15 protein-coding genes are annotated in these 16451 nt (G+C 70.1%); 11 read left to right on the forward strand and 4 right to left on the reverse strand.

Annotated elements, in window-relative coordinates:
* Positions 1-4: 4 nt before the first annotated feature.
* Positions 5-373 carry a MerR family transcriptional regulator gene (locus LBW94_RS18645; RefSeq protein WP_225057131.1) on the reverse strand — a complete coding sequence of 123 codons (369 nt, stop codon included), beginning with the start codon at positions 371-373 and terminating at the stop codon, positions 5-7.
* 65 nt (positions 374-438) lie between these two features.
* On the opposite strand from LBW94_RS18645, the gene LBW94_RS18650 reads away from it, so the two are divergent.
* The 5 genes from LBW94_RS18650 (at position 439) to LBW94_RS18670 (ending at position 5642) form a co-directional block, all read left to right on the forward strand.
* Positions 439-1311 (forward strand): polysaccharide deacetylase family protein, encoded by an 873-nt coding sequence (locus tag LBW94_RS18650; protein ID WP_225057130.1) that lies wholly within the window; start codon positions 439-441, stop codon positions 1309-1311.
* 69 nt (positions 1312-1380) lie between these two features.
* Positions 1381-2340 carry an alpha/beta hydrolase gene (locus LBW94_RS18655; protein ID WP_225057129.1) on the forward strand — a complete coding sequence of 320 codons (960 nt, stop codon included), beginning with the start codon at positions 1381-1383 and terminating at the stop codon, positions 2338-2340.
* A 78-nt stretch (positions 2341-2418) separates the two neighbouring features.
* Entirely contained in the window at positions 2419-3111 is a 693-nt protein-coding gene (locus LBW94_RS18660) for a FadR/GntR family transcriptional regulator (RefSeq protein WP_225057128.1), read from the forward strand.
* A gap of 403 nt (positions 3112-3514) precedes the next feature.
* Positions 3515-5014, forward strand: coding sequence for a WS/DGAT/MGAT family O-acyltransferase (locus LBW94_RS18665; RefSeq protein WP_225057127.1), 1500 nt, complete (start codon positions 3515-3517; stop codon positions 5012-5014).
* A gap of 190 nt (positions 5015-5204) precedes the next feature.
* The gene (locus tag LBW94_RS18670) at positions 5205-5642 is read left to right on the forward strand and encodes a hypothetical protein (RefSeq protein ID WP_225057126.1); all 438 of its coding nucleotides are present in this window, start codon (positions 5205-5207) and stop codon (positions 5640-5642) included.
* Positions 5643-5688: 46 nt separating this feature from the next.
* Here the strand turns inward: LBW94_RS18670 and LBW94_RS18675 are convergent, their stop codons facing one another.
* Positions 5689-5850: a hypothetical protein gene (locus tag LBW94_RS18675; RefSeq protein ID WP_225057125.1), complete on the reverse strand. Its 162-nt coding sequence runs from the start codon at positions 5848-5850 to the stop codon at positions 5689-5691.
* A 522-nt stretch (positions 5851-6372) separates the two neighbouring features.
* Here LBW94_RS18675 and LBW94_RS18680 point away from each other — a divergent pair.
* From LBW94_RS18680 to argH, 5 genes are all read left to right on the forward strand, one after another.
* Positions 6373-7170 carry a hypothetical protein gene (locus LBW94_RS18680; protein ID WP_225057124.1) on the forward strand — a complete coding sequence of 266 codons (798 nt, stop codon included), beginning with the start codon at positions 6373-6375 and terminating at the stop codon, positions 7168-7170.
* Between the two features lie 278 nt (positions 7171-7448).
* Positions 7449-8213: a hypothetical protein gene (locus LBW94_RS18685; RefSeq protein ID WP_225057123.1), complete on the forward strand. Its 765-nt coding sequence runs from the start codon at positions 7449-7451 to the stop codon at positions 8211-8213.
* 105 nt (positions 8214-8318) lie between these two features.
* Complete coding sequence (locus LBW94_RS18690) at positions 8319-9521, forward strand: argininosuccinate synthase (RefSeq protein ID WP_225057122.1); 1203 nt, start codon at positions 8319-8321, stop codon at positions 9519-9521.
* A gap of 294 nt (positions 9522-9815) precedes the next feature.
* Positions 9816-10703 (forward strand): class I SAM-dependent methyltransferase, encoded by an 888-nt coding sequence (locus LBW94_RS18695; RefSeq protein WP_225057121.1) that lies wholly within the window; start codon positions 9816-9818, stop codon positions 10701-10703.
* 17 nt (positions 10704-10720) lie between these two features.
* Entirely contained in the window at positions 10721-12142 is a 1422-nt protein-coding gene (gene argH / locus LBW94_RS18700) for an argininosuccinate lyase (protein WP_225057120.1), read from the forward strand.
* A gap of 9 nt (positions 12143-12151) precedes the next feature.
* On the opposite strand, the gene LBW94_RS18705 is transcribed toward argH, so the two are convergent.
* On the reverse strand, positions 12152-12448 hold the full coding sequence (locus tag LBW94_RS18705) for a putative quinol monooxygenase (protein ID WP_225057119.1): 297 nt from the start codon (positions 12446-12448) through the stop codon (positions 12152-12154).
* A 72-nt stretch (positions 12449-12520) separates the two neighbouring features.
* Here LBW94_RS18705 and LBW94_RS18710 point away from each other — a divergent pair, with 72 nt between their 5' ends.
* Complete coding sequence (locus tag LBW94_RS18710; RefSeq protein ID WP_225057118.1) at positions 12521-12844, forward strand: DMT family transporter; 324 nt, start codon at positions 12521-12523, stop codon at positions 12842-12844.
* A gap of 178 nt (positions 12845-13022) precedes the next feature.
* On the opposite strand, the gene LBW94_RS18715 is transcribed toward LBW94_RS18710, so the two are convergent.
* Positions 13023-16406: a serine/threonine-protein kinase gene (locus LBW94_RS18715; protein WP_225057117.1), complete on the reverse strand. Its 3384-nt coding sequence runs from the start codon at positions 16404-16406 to the stop codon at positions 13023-13025.
* Between the last annotated feature and the right edge of the window lie 45 nt (positions 16407-16451).

The following is a 16451-nucleotide window of genomic DNA, read 5'->3' on the forward strand; positions in this document are numbered from 1 at the left end:
GGCATCAGACCTGTGTGCAGCTGCGCAGCGACTCCAGGTAGCCGGTCATCGCGTCGCGATTGCGGGTGAGCAGTTCGATCCGCTGGGTGAGGCGATCGCGCTGCTGCTCCAGGGTTTCGATGATCTCCGGTGAGGCGTCGGCGAAATGGATGTCGGCGGGATCGTCGAGACAGGGCAGGATCTGCTTGATCAGCCGGGTCGGCAGCCCGGCCTCCAGCAGGCCGCGGATGTGCGTGATCTGATCGACGAGGCGCTCGTCGTAGTCGCGATATCCGTTGGGGGAGCGCCCGACCCGGATCAGGCCCTGCTCCTCGTAGTACCGCAGCAGCCGGGCCGGGGTGCCGGTGCGCTCCGCCAGTTCGCCGATCCGCATATGTCCTACCTCACAGGTACTCTCGGTTGACCTTCACATCTGTGTGAAGGTTCCAGGATAGCGGCGTGAGCACCGACATCACCCTCTTCGACTACAGCCCCATCACCGAACGCGCGCCGATCCACTGGCCCGGCGGCAAGCGGGTCGCCTGCTACGTGGGCCTGAACATCGAGCACTTCTACGCCGATCTGCCCGGCACCGCGACCTACGAGGGCACCGCCGCGCTGACCCCGGACCCGCTGAACTACGGCTGGCGCGACTACGGGCCCCGGGTGGGCATCTGGCGGCAGCTCGAACTGCTCGACAAATACGGTATCCGGGCCAGTGCCCTCCTGAATTCCGATGTGGCCGAACGGTATCCGCAGATCATCGCGGCCGGGAAGGCGCGCGGCTGGGCCTGGCTGGCGCACGGCAGCAGCAACAGCCACCTGCACAGCGGCCTGTCGCCCGAGCAGGAGCGAATCGTGTTGCGCGACATCGTCACCACCCTGGAGAAGGCCACCGGCGTGCGCCCGCGCGGCTGGATGGGCCCCGGCCTCACCGAAACCTTCCACACCGCCGAACTGCTCGCCGAACTCGGACTGAGCTACACCCTGGACTGGACCAACGACGATCAGCCCTACCGGCTGACCGTGCCGGGGATGCTGAGCCTGCCGTATTCGGTGGAGCTCAACGACATCGGCGTCTTCGTCACCAAGGGGCTGACCGGTCCCGACTTCGTCGCGATGGTGCGCGATCAACTGGACCAGCTGTACGCGGACGCCGCCGGCAGCGGCCGGGTGATGGCGCTGGCACTGCACCCGTTCGTCACCGGCCAGCCGTTCCGGCACCGTTACCTGGACGAGGCGCTGGACTACGTCGCGAATCATCCCGGCGTATGGCTCACCACCAGCGACGACATCGCCGACCACTATCTGCGCACCACCGCCGGCGCCTGAGGCGATCCGGCTCGCGGTGCGGTCCGTGGCTACCGAGAACGCCGGGGCCGGTCCCCGATACTGATGCCCATGGGACACCGGCGACGGGATGCGGGCGCGCTGAACTCCGAGAACGTGTCGTTCGACAGCGACGGCTGCCGGTTGGCCGGTACCTTCGCACCCGTCGCGGATCCGGTCGCGGCCGCGCTGCTGTTACCCGGATCCGGACGGGTGGACCGCGACTCGAATCTGCGCTGGCTGCGCTTGGACCTGACCCGGATACTGGCCGAAACCCTTGCCCCGCTGGGTGTCTCGACCCTGCGCTACGACAAGCGCGGGGTCGGCGCCAGCGCCGGCGACTACCTGTCCACCGGATTCGGCCGCCGCCGCGACGACGCGCGGGCGGCGGTGGACTGGCTGGCGAATCGGCTGCCCGGCGTCCCGCTGCTGGTGGTCGGGCACAGCGAGGGCGGTATGCACGCGATCGAACTGGCCGCCGACGGGACGGTGGCCGGTGCGGTACTGCTCAGCGCCGCCGCCCGGCCCGGCGAGCAGGTGTTGCAGTGGCAGGCGGCCGCGCTGCTGAGCACCCTGCCCGGCTGGCTGACCGCGGGACTGCGGCTGGCCCGCATCGACTCGCCGGCCGGGCAGCGCAAGCGGCTGGACCGGATCCGGCGCTCCGGGGCGGACGTGCAGCGGATGCGGGGGGTCCGGGTGAACGCCCGCTGGCTGCGCGAGTTCGCCGCCTACGATCCGGCGCCCGCGCTGCGCCGGATCACCGTGCCGGTGCTGGCGATCACCGGCGGGCACGACCTGCAGGTGCCGCCGGAGGACGTGGAGGTGATGGGCCGGTTGGTCCGCGGCCCGTTCGACGGACGCGTCGTCGGCGACCTCGGCCACCTGCTGCGGCCGGATCCCGACCGGCTCGGGATGCGCGACTATCGGCGCGCGGTGCGCCGGCCGATCGCCCCCGCGGTGCTGGATTCGATCGCGGACTGGGTTGCCGCACATTGGCCGTCCACCGGCCGCCGGGCCTGCGCGGGGGACTGAGCCGGGCAGAGGGCCGCATGCCGGACGTTTACAGTCATCGGCAGGCATGTGTTCACGTCCTCGAAAGGTAAGCGGGATTTGTCGGTCACGGACGACGCGATTACGAAGATCAAGGCGATGATCGTCACGGGCGAGCTGCGGCCCGGTTCGAGGCTGCCCCGCGAGGCCGACCTGGCCGCTGAACTGGGGGTTTCCCGCAATTCGCTGCGGGAGGCGGTGCGGGCGCTGTCGCTGGTGCGCATCCTCGACGTGCGGCAGGGCGACGGCACCTATGTCTCCAGCCTGACCCCGGGCACCCTGCTGGACTCGATGGGTTTCCTGCTCGAATTCCATCAGCAGGATTCGGTGCTCGACATCCTCGGTGTGCGCCGCATCCTGGAACCGGAGGCCGCCGCGCTGGCGGCCCAGCGGATGACCGGGGAACAGGTGCGGCGGTTGTCCGAACTCGTGCGGCCCGCCGGCGCCGGGGTCGCCGATCTGGTCGCGGCCGACCTCGCCTTCCACGCGGCCATCGCGGCCGCCTCCGGGAACATGGTGCTGGCCTCTCTGCTGGATTCGATGTCGACGCCGACCATGCGGGCGGGGATCTGGCGCGGCATCGTCGCCGAGGACACCTTCGACCGCACCATCGCCGAGCATCGGGGCATCTGTGACGCGATCGCCGCTCGCGATCCACGGCTGGCCCACGCGCGAGCGTTGGCCCATGTGGCCGGGGTGATGGAGTGGTGCGCGCGGGCCGGCGCCGATCCGGCGCCGGGAGCCTCCGCATGATCGTTTGTTGAGCCCGGGGAGAGCGGGTAGCCCTCGAACAGGAGAAGTTCCGGCAGACTGCTCGGTCGCGCAGTTTTTACAAGCTGTTCGGTCGGACCACCGCGAAAAGAGGGGACCGACCAGTAGACTCCCTGGTAGCCAAGGCCCTCGAGAGTCGGCGTAGTCCGCGCAGTGCCGCCGGAGCCGATCGTTTCGCGCTCGTGCCGTGATGCACGCCAATCGTCAGTGGACGCCGCCGCCGGAGCGTCCGCCGATGGCGCCGGGGTCCAGCCCGCCCGCGGGAAGTCGTCGTCGGCCGGGTCGGCGGGAGGCGTCGAACTTCCCGGGAGAACCGATGCCTCGTGCCCCCTATCGTCCCCTCACAGATCAGCTGCCGCGCCTGCCGGCGAATCCGCTCGATGCCGTGAAAGATCAACTGTGGCAAGGGTTCCGGTTCATCCGCGGTGGCGAGGCGCCTGGCGGGCAGTCGGCCCCGGATTCGGCGGCGGATCCGGAAACCACTGCGGTACACCGGATCACGGCCGCCCGGACGACCGCCGCACCGCGGCAGCTGACCTCGCTGGATCATCAACTGCTCGATGCCGACATCGCGACCACCCCACTGCACATCGGGGTGCTGGCCGTCCTCGACACGCCCGCAGCCGCGGCCCCGCTGACCGTGGCCGCGCTGCGGCAGTTGTTCGCCGCGCGACTGCATCTGGTTCCGGCGCTGCGCTGGCGGCTGCGGACCGTGCCGTTCGGCGTCGACCGGCCCTACTGGGAGGATTGCGCCACCGTCGATCTCGCCTGCCATGTGCGCGAGGTCCGGTTGCAGTCCGCCGATGAGGACGGGGACGAGGAACTCGGCGAACTGATCGCCCGGCTGCACGAGGCGCCGCTGGATCGCGGCCGGCCGCTGTGGGAATGTGCGCTGGTGTCCGGCCTGCCCGGCGGCCGGCAGGCGCTGTACGCCAAGGTGCACCACGCCGTGATCGACGGGGTCTCGGCGGCGGAGGTGCTGGCGGCGATCTTCGACATCTCGCCGGAGTATCGCGAGTTGCACGTGCCCGCCGAGGGCGTACGGCTGCACCACACGCCGGGCGCGGTGGAGATGATCGCGCGCAGCGTCGGCACCGTGGTCGGCCGGCAGACCGAGCGGGTGCGGACCCCGGCCCGGGTGGCGCCCACGCTGTGGCGCGCGCTGGCGGATCTGCGCAAGAAGCATCCGGAGGTGCCGTTCAACGCCACCAACACCGCGCGCCGCAGCGTCGCCTACACCTCGCTGCCGCTGGCGCCGCTGAAGGAGATCAAGCGCAGCGTCGACGGCACGATCAACGACGTGGTGATGGCGTTGTGCACCTCGGCGCTGCGGCGCTGGCTCGCCGACCACGACGTGGACACCGGCACACCGCTGCTGGCCGCCGTGCCGGTGTCGGTGCGCACCACCGAACAACTCGGCACGGCGGGCAATCAGTTCTCGGTGATGTTGTGCGAGTTGCCGATCGGCGAACCGGATCCGCAGCATCGGCTGAAGTTGCTGCACGCCAACCTGCTGGAGGCGAAGCAGAAGTTCCGGGCCGGGACGCCGACGGTGCTGCATCAGGCCGCCGGGCTACTGCCCTCGATCGCGCACGGCGCCGCCACCCGGGCACTGTTGCGGGTCGCCGCGCCCGCGCTGCCGCTGGCGAATCTGATCATCTCCAATGTGCCGGGCCCGCAACTGCCGTTGTACGCGGGCGGAATTCCGGTGCTGGCCAGCTATCCCATCTCGGTGCTGACGGATCTGTCCGGCGGCCTGAACATCACGGCGATCTCCTACGACGGCCATCTGGATGTCGGCATCGTCGCCTGTGCCGACAGCGTGCCCGATGTGTGGGATCTGGCCCGCTATCTCCACCACGCCCTCGCGGAACTGCGGTACTGAGCCGATCGTCCCGCTGTGGCCGATCGGCAATCGACCGGCAATCCCAGGCAATGTTGCCGCAACAGGAGAGCAACAGATCGGAAATCGATCCCTGATCAGATGGGGCGAATCTGCGCCACCGGATCCTCGGAAGGGAGTGTCGATGTTCGAATCCTGTTGTACACCACATGATGTCACATACCTGTTGCGTATGCGTTTCGGTTTACCGGTGCGGCTGGTCGCGGGTCGGCCGGCGGTGGTGTGCGGGGGCACGATCGGTGCGATCGGCATGCCGGCCGAGCTGGGTGCCCGCGTTCTGCATCTGCTCAGCAATCAGTCCGGCCCGGTGGTGACCGACCCCCGGGGCATGATCTGGACCTTCCTGGTCGCCGGGGTGCGGCCGGATCCGGCCGCTCGGCCCGGCGACGACGACCACCCGGCATCCGCCGCGACCGCCGACCGATTCGGCAACCACGCGGTGACCGTGCATCCGGACGGCCGCTCGGTGCTGCTGCCGATGTCCGACACCGGATTCGGCTGGCGCTGGGCCCGGGAACCGCGTCCGGGCCGGTTACGGCTGCCGAATCCGGTGGTGGTGCTGGACGCACTCGTTCCGGCGCTCGAATCCGATTGCGCCGCAGTGGTGTGACGTGCCCGGCCCGCGCTACGGGCCGGGCACGCCAGGAAAGGATCGGTCACGCCAGCGGATACTGGCCGGGCGGATAGCTGCCGCCGTATCCGCCGTAGCCGTAGCCGCCGGAGTTGGCGAGATCGCCGATGAGCGTGAAGATCGATTGCCCCAGGGACAGTACGTCCGAACCGATGGTGCTGAAGATACCCGCAAACGTCGACAACATTCGCCACGTCCTTCTACATGCGGAGGGATGGTCGTCCCAGCGTGACATATCCGCGGCGGCCGCTCGACGCGAATGCGTTGAATATCAGCGACTTTGGGGCAATTGTCCGATCAGTACCGCTCCGATGACCGTTCGTATTTTCTCCGGCGGCGGTGTCCGCACACCTCATCCGGCCGTCGGTTCGAATAACATGGGATGAATTCAAAAAGTAGAAAGTTAAGATTTACGTGCGGATAATCGTTGCGAGCTGGCAATCTGTTGGTTACTTTGGCTGAGCACATTGTTGCCAACGCCTCCGGATGCGCGAAGATCGGAACCTGCCCTCGCGGGACCGACATTCTCGAATCCGTGGGAGTTCATCCGCCCGGCTCGCGCCCGCACAGGGCCGAGCTCTACCGATGGGTGGCAACAGCCCAGTCGGGAGCCCGTGCAATCGGCTTCCGGCGCATTGATTTTTCGTAGTCGTATAGACGTCGGAGACGGCGTGATGCGGCCTGCGAACCCGGAACGGAAAGACAGTAGATGAGGAAGTTCACGGTCTCGCTCGCGCTCGTCGTCAGCGCGGTGACCATTGCAGGTGGCATCTCGAATGCCGATCCGGCGCCCGCGCAGCAACTCGCGCAGCCCATCGTCACCGGCACCCAGGACGTCGATGTGAACGGTGTGCAGTACACCGTCGACCGCGACGGTGACACCGTCGTCCTGAAGTCCGGTAACGGCAGCTTCCAGGCCGTCGACGGCAGCCTGCTCGTGGACGACGCCGCCGGCGCCGTCGTCGACTCGCTGCCGCTGTCCTACCGCAAGGACAACCAGTCGTTCCCGATCGACGCGCAGGTCGACGGCGACACCGTGCGGCTGACCCCGGCCACCACCGGCGGCAGCCCGGTCGAGCACCCGATCACCGCGCAGGACATCGCCCAGGCGCAGCATGTCACCGAGTCCTTCACCCCGCGTGACCAGCAGGAACTGTCGGCGTTCTCCTCGCGTGCCACCATCGCCAACGTCACCGGCGCGGTGATCGGCGCGATCGTCGGCGCCGGCCTCGGCTGTGTCGCCGGAGCCATCGTCGGCTCGGTGTCCACCGCCATCACCACGCTGCTCGCCGGCGTGCTGCCCGGTGGCGTGGTCGGCTGCATCGCCGGCGCCGCGGCCATCGGCGCGGTCGGCACCCTCGCGGGTGCGGCCCTGGTCGCCGGCCCGATCGTGCTGTGGTCGGCTTACCAGTACTTCACCACCATCACCGCGCCGTGCACCGGCCCGGGCGCCTACTGCGTCGACCCGGCCGCCCCGGCCGCGCCGAAGCCGGCCGACGCGAAGTAACCGGCCCCTCCGATCGGGCGTGTCACCGGAATTCCGGCGGCACGCCCGATTTGCCGTGCCGCACCCGATCCGGGCCCGTGGTGAATCCAATCCTCCACTGTAGGGCAATTTTTCGGTAATCGGTGCGGATCGGATTTGTTCGGCGAATCCGATCCGCACCCGCGGTGCCCGGCCCTACTCTTGGCTGCGCTCGTGCCGAACATTTGCCCCGGCCTGGCGGAAGTGCTTCAGCAGCACGGTCTTCCGCGGCGCCGGACCGAGGGGAAGGTGCGCAGACCATGAAACCGGGTGTCTCACTCGCGATCGCCGTGACCACCATCACGCTGGCCGCCGGGCTCGCCGCCGCGGATCCGGCACCGCTACAGCAATTGCTCGACGAGGGGCAGCCCGTCACGATCGACGGCCGCGGATACGTCGTCGAACGCGACGATGACTCGGTGGTCCTGACCGCCGCCGAGGGCGCCTTCGACGCGACCGCGGACAGCCTGCTGGTACGCGACGGCGGCACGGTGGTCGATTCGCTGCCGCTGCGCTATCGCCGCGACGACCGCTCCTTCCCGATCGGGGTGCGGATCGACGGCCACACCGTGCGGCTCACCCCGGCGACGGACGCGGGGGTCGCCGTCGAACATCCGCTCACCGCCGGGAATGTGGCCCGGGCCCGGACCGTCGAATCCTTCACCCCGCGTGACCAGCAGGAACTGTCCGCGTTCTCGCAGCGGGCCACCATCGCGGGGGTTGTCGGCGCGGTGGTCGGGGCGATCGTCGGCGGCGGCCTCGGCTGCCTGGCGGGCGCGGTCGTGGGCTCGGTCACCGCCGCGGTCACCACCCTGCTGACCGGACTGGTGCCCGGCGCGGTCATCGGCTGTATCGCCGGAACCGCGCTGATCGGCGCGGTCGGCACCATCGGCGGCGCCGCGCTGGTGGCCGGTCCGATCCTGTTGTGGTCGGCGTTCCAGTACTTCACGACGATCCTGACGCCCTGCGTCGGGCCCGGTACCTATTGCGTCGATCCGGCCGCGCCCAAGGCCGTGGACGGCTGAGTACGGTTCCGACCCCGGGTGTGAATGGGCTTGCATGGTCGTGCATAATCATTTGTAAGTGGTGCGGGCTGCCCATTCGTACAAAACCTTGAGGAGCGCATGAACATGGCCGATCGCGTCGTACTCGCCTACTCCGGCGGGTTGGACACCTCCGTCGCCATCAGCTGGATCGGCAAGGAGACCGGGGCCGAGGTCGTCGCGGTCGCCATCGACCTGGGCCAGGGCGGCGAGGACATGAACGTCGTGCGTCAGCGCGCGCTCGACTGCGGTGCGGTCGAGGCCGTCGTGGTCGACGCGCGCGACGAGTTCGCCGACGACTACTGCCTGCCCACCATCCAGGCCAATGCGCTCTACCAGGGTCAGTACCCGCTGGTGTCGGCCATCAGCCGCCCGCTGATCGTCAAGCACCTGGTCGAGGCCGCCAAGTTCCACGGCGCCGGCACCGTCGCGCACGGCTGCACCGGCAAGGGCAACGACCAGGTCCGCTTCGAGGTCGGCATCGGCGCGCTGGCTCCCGATCTGCACGTCATCGCCCCCGTCCGCGACTATGCCTGGACCCGGGAGAAGGCCATCGCCTTCGCCGAGGAGAACAGCATCCCGATCAACGTCAGCAAGAAGTCGCCGTTCTCCATCGACCAGAACGTGTGGGGCCGCGCGGTCGAGACCGGGTTCCTCGAGGACCTGTGGAACGCGCCCACCAAGGACGTCTACGACTACACCGTCGACCCCACCGTCAACTTCGAGGCGCCCGACGAGCTGATCGTCACCTTCGACAAGGGTGTGCCGGTCGCGATCGACGGCCGCCCGGTCAGCGTGCTGGAGGCCATCGTCGAGCTGAACCGCCGCGCGGGCCGTCAGGGCGTGGGCCGCCTCGACATGGTCGAGGACCGGCTCGTCGGCATCAAGAGCCGCGAGATCTACGAGGCGCCCGGCGCGATCACCCTGATCACCGCGCATCAGGCGCTGGAGAACGTCACCCTGGAACGCGAACTCGGCCGCTACAAGCGGCAGGTCGAGCAGCGCTGGGGCGAGCTGGCCTACGACGGCCTCTGGTACTCGCCGCTGAAGCGGGCACTGGACGCCTTCGTCCGCGACACCCAGGAGCACGTCTCCGGCGATATCCGCATGGTGCTGCACGGCGGCAACGCGGTGGTCAACGGCCGCCGCAGCGAGCAGTCGCTGTACGACTTCAACCTGGCCACCTACGACGAGGGCGACACCTTCGACCAGTCCCTGGCCAAGGGCTTCGTGCAGATCCACGGCCTGTCCTCCAAGGTCGCCGCCCGCCGGGACCTGAACAAGAAGTAGGTCGGTCCCGGACGGAACGCCGCCGCCGAGGCGGCCGGGCCGCCGAACCGGTTCGACAGGCGCCGAGTTGGATGGTCGCGCCGGGGCGGCCATCCACCGGGTCGGTCGGCCGCAAGGTTGCCCGCCGGGGGCTTCCCGCCGGATGCTCGTGGTGCGACGGCTCGGTCGGGTGCCCGACGGCCTGCCGGGTGCCGGGTCGAGGGCGCGGGCGTACCGTCGAGCAGGCGATGGCCATCCCGGCCCGGGTGCTGCGGCGTGGTGGCTCATGTAACGGCAGGGTCGACAGGAGGCGTGGTGCGAAGCGACGACGACAGCTGGGAGATCACCGAGAGTGTCGGTGCCACCGCGCTCGGGGTGGCGGCGATGCGTGCCGCCGAGACCCGCCGTGACGATGCCCTGTTCCGTGACCCGTACGCGGAGCGGCTGGTGCGGGCCACCGGCAACGACGGCTGGGCCCGGATGCTCGACGGCGACTTCGCCCGGCGCCGGCAGGAACTCGGCCGGCCCGGCGTGGGCAACGGCGGCTTCCTGGTCGGCCGCACCGTCTACTTCGACGAGTACTTCGCCGCCGCGTCGGCCGCCGGCCTGCGGCAGGTGGTGATCCTGGCCGCCGGGCTGGACGCACGGGCCTATCGGCTCGAATGGCCTTCCGGGACCGTGCTTTTCGAACTCGATCAGCCGAAGGTGCTGGCGTTCAAGGCCGAGGCGCTGGCCGGGGTGCAACCGGCCGCCGACCGCCACGAGGTCGCCGTCGACCTCCGCCACGATTGGCCACAGGCCCTGCGGGACAACGGTTTCGATCCCACCGTGCCGACCGCGTGGCTGGCCGAGGGGTTGTTGCGGTACCTGCCCGCCGACGCCCTGGATCGCCTGTTCGAGAATATCGAGGCGCTCAGCGCGCCCGGCAGCCGGCTCGCCACCAGCACCGGGCAGGGCCTGCCGCGACTGCCGGAGAGCGAGCGCGCGGGCCGCGCGGCATTGCTGGCCGAGGTCGGCATCCAGCTCGACGTGGACAGCCTCTGGTACGCCGAGGAGGGCCGCAGCGACCCGGTCGAGTGGTTCGCCGGGCACGGCTGGACGGTGTCGTCCACCGGATTGGCCGAGGTACTGACCGCGCACGGCCGCCCGACCCCGGCGGACGAGACCTATCGACACACACTGCTGACCGCGATCCGCGGGTGAGGAGAGACGACACACCGATGAGCCAGGGTGGCAGCACCAACGAGGGCGCGCTGTGGGGCGGCCGATTCGCCTCCGGCCCGGCGGCGGCGATGGCGGCGCTGAGCAAGTCGACCCATTTCGACTGGGCGTTGGCGCCCTACGACATTCGCGCCTCCAAGGCCCACGCCAGGATTCTGCACAAGGCCGGACTGCTGTCCGAGGCCGAGCTGGCGGGCATGCGGGCGGGCCTGGACGCCCTGGCCGCGGACGTGGCCTCGGGCGCCTTCGTCGCCGCCGACTCCGACGAGGACGTGCACGGCGCCCTGGAACGCGGCCTGATCGACCGGGTCGGCCCCGAACTCGGCGGCCGGTTGCGGGCGGGCCGTTCGCGCAACGACCAGGTGGCGACGCTGTTCCGGATGTGGCTGCGCGACGCCGCCCGCCGTGTCGGCGCCGGTGTGCTGGACGTCGTCGATGCCCTGGTGGCCCAGGCCGCCGCTCACCCCGACGTGGTGATGGCCGGCAAGACCCACTTGCAGTCCGCGCAGCCGGTGCTGCTGGCCCATCAGCTGCTGGCCCACGCCCATCCGCTGCTGCGCGATCTGGATCGGTTGCGCGACTTCGACAAACGCGCGGCGATCTCGCCCTACGGCAGCGGCGCGCTGGCCGGATCCTCGCTCGGCCTGGACCCGGAGGCGATCGCCGCCGACCTGGGTTTCGATGCCGCCGCGGCCAATTCGATCGATGCCACCTCCGCCCGTGACTTCGCCGCCGAAGCGGCGTTCGTGTTCGCCATGATCGCCGTGGACCTGTCCCGGCTGGCGGAGGAGGTGATCATCTGGAGCACACCGGAATTCGGCTACGTCACGCTGGCCGACGCCTGGTCCACCGGCTCCTCGATCATGCCGCAGAAGAAGAATCCCGACGTCGCCGAGCTGACCCGCGGCAAGTCCGGCCGCCTGATCGGCAATCTCACCGGCCTGCTGGCGACGCTGAAGGCCCAGCCGCTGGCCTACAATCGCGATCTTCAGGAGGACAAGGAGCCGGTCTTCGACTCGGTGGCCCAGCTGGAACTGCTGCTGCCCGCGCTGGCGGGCCTGGTCGCCACGCTGACCTTCCACCCCGCCCGGATGGCCGAATTGGCGCCCGCCGGTTACACACTCGCCACCGACATCGCGGAATGGCTGGTCCGCCAAGGTGTTCCGTTCCGTGACGCGCACGAGGCGGCGGGCGCCTGCGTCCGGCTGGCCGAATCTCGCGGCGTCGGCCTGGACGAACTGACCGACGGCGAATTCGCCGCCGTCGACCCGGCCCTGTCCGCCGAGGTGCGCGACGTCCTCACCGTGCAGGGGTCGATCGCCTCCCGCAACGCCCGCGGCGGCACCTCCGGTATCCAGGTCGCGAAGCAGCTCGACGAGGTCCGGCAGAGCGCCACCGAGGCCCGCGCCCGGTTGCGCTGACCGGCGGGCTCAGTCCTCGAACTGTTCCACCTGCGGGGTGGTGCCCGGTGCCCACAGCCGGACCAGCGCGTCGACGAGCGCGGCATTCCCGTCGCGCTCGCCGGTCATGTGCCGGTGCAGCAGTTCGCGGTCGGTCCAGCGTTCCAGGATCACCAGGATGTCGGGATCACTGTGGCTCTGGAACAGTTCGTACTGCTCGCACCCCGGTTCGGGCAGCGTGACCGCCCGCAGCGCGTCGAAGGCCGCGGTGAATTCGGCGGCACGACCGCTCGCGACGCGGATGGTGACGATGTGCCGGATGGCCATGTCCTCCACCGTACGGGCCGGACCGCCATGACGCCTGGCCCGCCCTGGGAGTTCGATGGTTAGGGTGCGGACATGACGTACGTGCTCCTGCTGCTGGCCATCGTGTCCGAGGTGTCGGCGACCGTGTCGCTGAAGCTGTCCGAGGGATTCACCAAACCGGTCCCCTCGGTGGTAGTCGTGATCGGCTATGTGGCCGCATTCCTGTTCCTGTCGCAGGCGCTGAAGCGGGGCATGGCGGTGGGGGTCGCCTACGGGGTGTGGTCGGCCGTCGGTGTGGTGGCCGTGGCGGTCATCGGCACCCTGTTCCTCGGGGAGCGGCTCGCGCCCATGCAGATCGGCGGCATCGGCTTGCTGATCCTCGGCGTGCTGGCGCTGGAACTCGGTGGCGCGCACTGACTTCCGAGCCGCACGCTGAAACCCATAGGCGTGCACCGAATTCCGGGCGGCGCGCGCCGAGTTTCAGACGGCGCACCGAATTCCGGGCGGCACACTGAATTCCGGGCGGCGCGCCGAGTTTCAGGCCGCGCGCCGAATGCCGGAGTGCGCACCGAATTCCGGCAGTGCAGCGTGACTCTCAGTGCCCGGCAGCCGGATTCGGCACTGTGACGGCGACGATCTCGGCGATCACCGGCCCGGTGTCCTCGATCAGCCGGGGCACTCCGCGCTCGGTGCACAGGGTGATCGCGGGTAGCGCCGCCGCGCGGGCGTCGTCCGCGCGGCCGGCGGCCCACAGGCAGCAGGCGTACAGCAGTTGTGCCTCGGCCTGCGCCTGGACGCGGCGGGGGTCGATCTCCCGGGCCAGCCGCCCCGCGCGCTCGCACGCGGCCGCGACGGCCTCCGGAGATCCCTGCGCCAGCGCCAGCCGGATCGCCGAATCCTGCTCCAGTTCGCCGGTCGCGCACAGCACCCGGGTGTCCTGCCGCTCATACGGCGGCAGCTGCCGCAGCCGGGCCCGCACGTCGTCGGGGATCGAAAGCCGCAGGCGGATGCGCTCGTTGATCACGCGCGCGGTCAGCCGGGGCATCGCGAGTTCGGCGGCGAACCGGTCGGCGGCGGTCAGCATCCGCAGCGCGCGCTCGGTGTCGCCGAGCAGGGCCGCCAGCCGGGCGCCGGTGCAATAGGCGTCCAGCAGGAAGTCGCCGGTGCCGGGCTGCCGGTGCGCGCCCGCGGCGCGGGACAGCAGGGTGTCCGCCTCGGCGAGCCGGCCCTGGCGATAGCGCAGAGCGCCGAGCAGGGCATCGGCCAGGATCAGGGCCCGCGCCGCCAGGTCCGTGCCCGGGACCATTCCGTCCGCGTTGTAGGCCGCGGCATAGTGCCGGTCGGCGGCATCGGTGTCGAGTCGCTCCGCCGCTGCCAGGCCCGCGATGCAATGGGTGTGGATGGTCGCGGCCGGGGACACGTCACGGGCATATCGCAGCGCCGCGCGATACCAGGTTTCCATGCTGGCCGCGTCGAAGTGATTGAACGCCTCGATCGCAAGAAGATCGGCGGCGGACTGGGCCAGCATCGAGTCGGCGAGGCTGTCGATGTGCGTGGTCACGAACTCGGATACCGGTTCGTACCGATCGGCGAGATAGCTCTCCAGACCCGAGACCAGATCGGCCTCGACCCGGAAGCGGATGTCCTCGGCGGCGGTCAGCGGGTTCACGGTCAGTGCCGTCCGGGCACTGCTCAGCGCGGCACGCACTTTCGTGCTCCGGCCCAGCCCGGCGTTGGCCCAGGCGACACACAGTTGCAGGCGCGGTCGGTCGTCGGTCAGCGGGCTGGGCAGCTTCGCCATCAGGCCGAGGAAGGTGGCCATCTGTGATGCCTGGACCAGCGGCAGCGCATGGGATTCCACCAGATCGACCGCGCGTTGCGGGTCGGCGGCGGCCAGTGCGTGATCGACGGCCTCGGTGAGCAGATCGTGCTCGGCGAACCAGGCCGAGGCCCGCGCGTGCAGGATCTGCACCCGATCGGGGTCCAGGTAGCCGAGCCGGCGTTGCAGGTGGTCGGCGAACAGCCGGTGATAGCGGAACCATTCGTCGTTGTCGTCCTGGCGTTGCAGGAACAGGTTCCGGTCGGCGATCTGTTCCAGCACCTCCCGGCTGTCGGCGCGCCCGGACAGAGCGGTGGCCAGCCCGGCGGAGATCCGGATGGTGATCGTGGTGGCCATCAGGAAGTCGAGCAGTTGCGGATCCAGTGACGCCAGCACGTTCTCGGTGAGATATTCGCCGATGGCGTGATGGCGGCCGCTGAGATTGTCGATGAATTCGGCCGGGTCGTCGCGCCCGGACAGCGACAGCTGGGCCAGCCGCAGTCCCGCGGGCCAGCCCTCGGTGGACCGCCGCACCTTGCCGACCTCGTCCGCGTTCAGCGCCAGGCCGCTCGCGCCGATCAGGAAATCGCCGGTCTCGTCGGCGTCGAAACGCAGCGCGGTGGTGTCGATCTCGACCAGTTCATCGTTCACCATGAGTTTGCTGAGCGGCAGTCCGGACCGGTCCCGGCCGACGATCACGATGCGCAGATGATGGCAGCCGTTCTCCAGCAGATAGGTCATCGCCGCCCGGGTCCCGGCGCCGGACACCCGGTGCCAGTCGTCGATGACCAGCACGACCGGCTGGCGGCTGTCGTGGATCTCGTCGATCAGCGCCGACAGCACCGATCGGGTGGCGTCGCTGGATCGTTCCTGCAACAGGGCGCCCAGTTCCCGGGCCAGCTCCGGGCGCACCCGGCGGATCGCCTCGACCAGATGGGTGAGGAACCAGACCACGTTGTCGTCGTCGGGATCGGCGGTCAGCCAGGTGACCGGCACGCCCTCGTCGCGCAGCCGCCGGGCCCACTGCGCCGCCAGCGTCGTCTTGCCGAATCCGGCCGGGCCGTGGATGACGACCAGCCGCCGCCGCTCACCGTGGCGCAGCACCTCCAGCAGCCGGGGCCGGTCGATCAGGGTGCGGGTCACGGCGGGCGGGCGGAACTTGGTCGCCGCGAACGGCGGGGTCGGCGGGGTCAGTGGGGTCAGTGGGGTGGCGACCTGCGGCGAGACCGCCGCGGTGAGCCCGCTGTCGCGGGGGACGGCCATCACGTCGACCGGCTGTCCGGTATCGCGCTGCGCCGCGCGCAATCGCTCACCGAATTCGCTCGCCGTGCCCGGCCGGTCGCGGGGATCGGTGGCCAGGGCGCTCTCCAGCGCCGCACAGACCACCTCGGGGACATCGTGTTCGCGCAGATTCGGCGGTGCCGCCGCGACCCGGCGGGCCACCTCGGCGGCCGGGATGTCGCGCAGCGGCCCGCTGCCCTGGCGCCAGGCCGGGGAATGCCCGCTGAGCAGGCAGAACAGTGTGGCTGCCAGGCCGTAGACGTCCGCGGCCGGGGTCGGTGTCGCGCCGCGCAGCACCTCGGGCGCGGTGAAACCGGGGGTGCCGTGCACGAGGGCGCTCGTGGCGGTGATGTCGTCGCCGAAGCGGGCGATCCCGAAGTCCGACAGCTGCGGCTCGCCGTAGTCGGTGAGCAGGATGTTGCCGGGCTTGACGTCGCGATGCACGATGCCGCGGGCGTGCGCGGCGGCCAGCGCGCCGGCCGTCTTCACACCCAGCGACACCGCGTCGGGCCAGCGCAACGGCCCGCTCACCCGCAGCAACCGGTCCAGCGAGCCGCGGGCGTAGAAGGGCATCACCAGATAGGGCCGGCCGGTGGCGGTGATGTCGATGTGCAGGATCTGCACGATGTGCGGATGGCCGGACAACCGGCCCAGCGCCTGCTGCTCCCGGACGAATCGGACGCGCTCGTCGCCGCCGACCTCCGAGGTGAGTAGTTTGACGGCCACCACGCGTTCCAGCGCGGGCTCCCGGCATCGGTACACGACGCCGAAACCGCCCCGCCCGATCTCCTCCGGAGCGTCGAAACCCGCCGCCACCAGCTCTGCGGCGACTCCGGTGGACATACCCCGCTGCGTCGCGGCCTCGTTCGATTCGGCCATCAGTTGCTCATCGTTCCACGGGTGGGCCATGGCTGGCCCCGACCT

It is taken from the genome of Nocardia sp. alder85J (genome assembly GCF_020176955.2).
Taxonomy (GTDB): Bacteria; Actinomycetota; Actinomycetes; order Mycobacteriales; family Mycobacteriaceae; genus Nocardia.

What these genes read in the sequence shown, in the direction of transcription:
- LBW94_RS18645 (WP_225057131.1), bottom strand. Translation starts at nt 373, where the DNA reads ATGCGGATCGGCGAACTGGCGGAGCGCACCGGCACCCCGGCCCGGCTG.
- LBW94_RS18655 (WP_225057129.1), top strand. Translation starts at nt 1,381, where the DNA reads ATGGGACACCGGCGACGGGATGCGGGCGCGCTGAACTCCGAGAACGTG.
- LBW94_RS18670 (WP_225057126.1), top strand. Translation starts at nt 5,205, where the DNA reads ATGCGTTTCGGTTTACCGGTGCGGCTGGTCGCGGGTCGGCCGGCGGTG.
- LBW94_RS18675 (WP_225057125.1), bottom strand. Translation starts at nt 5,850, where the DNA reads ATGTTGTCGACGTTTGCGGGTATCTTCAGCACCATCGGTTCGGACGTA.
- LBW94_RS18680 (WP_225057124.1), top strand. Translation starts at nt 6,373, where the DNA reads ATGAGGAAGTTCACGGTCTCGCTCGCGCTCGTCGTCAGCGCGGTGACC.
- LBW94_RS18685 (WP_225057123.1), top strand. Translation starts at nt 7,449, where the DNA reads ATGAAACCGGGTGTCTCACTCGCGATCGCCGTGACCACCATCACGCTG.
- LBW94_RS18690 (WP_225057122.1), top strand. Translation starts at nt 8,319, where the DNA reads ATGGCCGATCGCGTCGTACTCGCCTACTCCGGCGGGTTGGACACCTCC.
- argH (WP_225057120.1), top strand. Translation starts at nt 10,721, where the DNA reads ATGAGCCAGGGTGGCAGCACCAACGAGGGCGCGCTGTGGGGCGGCCGA.
- LBW94_RS18705 (WP_225057119.1), bottom strand. Translation starts at nt 12,448, where the DNA reads ATGGCCATCCGGCACATCGTCACCATCCGCGTCGCGAGCGGTCGTGCC.
- LBW94_RS18710 (WP_225057118.1), top strand. Translation starts at nt 12,521, where the DNA reads ATGACGTACGTGCTCCTGCTGCTGGCCATCGTGTCCGAGGTGTCGGCG.
- LBW94_RS18715 (WP_225057117.1), bottom strand. Translation starts at nt 16,406, where the DNA reads ATGGCCGAATCGAACGAGGCCGCGACGCAGCGGGGTATGTCCACCGGA.